4 protein-coding genes are annotated in these 2,044 nt (G+C 70.2%); 3 read left to right on the top strand and 1 reads right to left on the bottom strand.

From position 1 onward, the window contains the following. Positions 1-738: cation transporter (locus EQG76_RS06520; protein ID WP_200840603.1), on the bottom strand; the 738-nt coding region annotated here is incomplete at its 3' end. A 143-nt stretch (positions 739-881) separates the two neighbouring features. Here EQG76_RS06520 and EQG76_RS06515 point away from each other — a divergent pair. The 3 genes from EQG76_RS06515 to EQG76_RS06505 all read left to right on the top strand — a co-directional run. Then, the gene (locus EQG76_RS06515) at positions 882-1,082 is read left to right on the top strand and encodes a heavy-metal-associated domain-containing protein (protein ID WP_159711703.1); all 201 of its coding nucleotides are present in this window, start codon (positions 882-884) and stop codon (positions 1,080-1,082) included. After that, positions 1,079-1,732, top strand: a complete 654-nt coding sequence (gene rpe / locus EQG76_RS06510; protein WP_159711701.1) for a ribulose-phosphate 3-epimerase — start codon at positions 1,079-1,081, stop codon at positions 1,730-1,732. Before EQG76_RS06515 ends, rpe begins: the two co-directional genes overlap by 4 nt. A 66-nt stretch (positions 1,733-1,798) precedes the next feature. Then, positions 1,799-2,044, top strand: a 246-nt coding sequence (locus EQG76_RS06505) for a DUF3141 domain-containing protein (RefSeq protein WP_159711699.1), incomplete at its 3' end; no start/stop codon positions are given.

The following is a 2,044-nucleotide window of genomic DNA, read 5'->3' as shown; positions in this document are numbered from 1 at the left end:
GGTCGGCTCACCGTCGATCAGCACCCGCGCAGTGGTCGGCCGCAATGCTGCCAGCGCGCGCAGGGCCGCCCCGGTCTGGCGGCGGGCGCGACCCTCCAGCCACTTGCCGAGCAGGACCAGCGCCACCACCAGGGCAGCGGCCTCGAAATAGAGCTCATGCCCGCCATGGCCCGCTACCAACCAGTTCCACAGGCTGAGCCCGAACGCGGCACTGGTGCCCAGTGCCACCAGCAGGTCCATGTTGCCGGTGCCGGCGCGCAGGGCGGCAAGGCCCGCCCGGTAGAACCTGGCGCCCAGCCAGAACTGCACCGGGGCCGCCAGGGCGAACTGCAGCCAGGCCGGCGGCGCCAGCTCCAGGCCGAACGGCATAGCCGCCATGGGCAGGACCAGCGGCAAGGCCAGCGCCAGGGCCAGTGCCGCATGCCAGCCATCGCGCCGCGCCTGTGCTTCCCGGGCGCGCTGCAGTTCGGCATCGGCCGCACCACCGGGGTCATCGGCCAGGACCGAGGCGCGATAGCCGGTGCGTGCGACCGCGGCCACCAAGCTGGATGCCGGAGTGCCACGCGTCTCCACACGCGCCTTTTCCGTCGCCAGGTCGACGCTGGCCGAGACCACGCCTGGCACCTGGCCCAGCGCCCGCTCGACCCGACGCACGCAGGACGCGCAAGTCATGCCATCGATCGCGAGATCGACGGCAACCCCGGGCTGCTCGGTCCGTTCGAGGGACATGGTGGCCATCAAGACGCTCCACTGGCTGGTGCGACCCTTCAGGTGGCCCTTCCAGCGGCGGGAAGGTCAAGGGGCGACGTGGCCGTTCCACCTGCCGCTTGACCTTCTCCTTGCTGGAACCACCAGATGGCGGCGCATCGGCAGGAAGGAACATGGCGATGCAGTTGAAGGTCGAAGGAATGAGCTGCGCCCACTGCGTCCGCGCGATCACAGAGGCGGTGCAGCGGCTGGACCCGCAGGCGGAAGTGACGGTCTCGGTGGAGGAAGGCACGGTGGAAGTGAGGGGCATCGAGGACCGCGCGGCGGTGACGAGCGCGATCGAGGCCGCCGGCTATGAGGTGCGCCAGGGATGAGCGATTCTGTCCTGATCGCACCCTCGATCCTGGCCGCCGACTATGCGCGGCTGGGCGAGGAGGTGCGGGCGGTCGAGGCCGCCGGTGCGGACTGGCTGCATCTCGACGTCATGGACGGCCATTTCGTGCCGAACCTCAGCTTCGGCGCCGACGTGATCGCCGCGCTGCGCGACCAGTCCAGCCTGCTGTTCGATGCCCACCTGATGTGCGCGCCGGCCGACCAGTGGATCGGGCCGGTCGCCAGGGCCGGTGCCGACCGGATCACGGTTCATGCCGAGGCCGGGCCGCACCTGGACCGCTCGCTGGCGGCGATCCGGGCACTCGGCAAGGGGGCGGGGGTGGCGCTCAACCCGGCCACGCCCGTTTCGGTCCTGGAGCATGTCCTGGACCATCTGGACCTGATCCTGATCCTGAGCGTCAACCCGGGCTTTGGCGGGCAGAAATTCATCGGCTATGCCACCGACAAGATCCGCCAGGCCAAGGCGCTGGCCGGCGGGCGGCCGATCCGGGTGCAGGTGGACGGCGGCATCGACGCCCAGACCGCACCCAAGGCGATCGAGGCGGGTGCGGACGTGCTGGTGGCTGGCTCCTCGATCTTCCAAAGCGGCGACTATGCCCAGGCGATCGCGTCACTTCGACCCGCTGCGTGACGGGGTTCGCCGCGCCATGTGAAGCCGGAACGACGCGCACAGGATCCACCATCCAGGGGGCCAGCCGTGGTCAACCTCCCGATCCCTGCCGGCAACCCGGTGCTGGACTATCTGGTCGGCGCCTGGCAGCGGAACACCCTGTTCCTCGACACGCTGCGCGAGCGCAGCCGGGCCTATCAGGAGCACATGGTCTCCCCGGCGCCCAACGTGCTGCATTTCCCGCACGAGCCCGTGATGTGCGGCCTGGAGCTGCTCCGCCCGGTCAATTACGGCCTCATGCGGATCCTGCCCGACGAGGCGGCACCGACCGAT

This window comes from Geminicoccus flavidas, from assembly GCF_009806515.1.
Taxonomy (GTDB): Bacteria; Pseudomonadota; Alphaproteobacteria; order Geminicoccales; family Geminicoccaceae; genus Geminicoccus; species Geminicoccus flavidus.
This window is presented reverse-complemented; position numbering and strand designations above follow the sequence as displayed.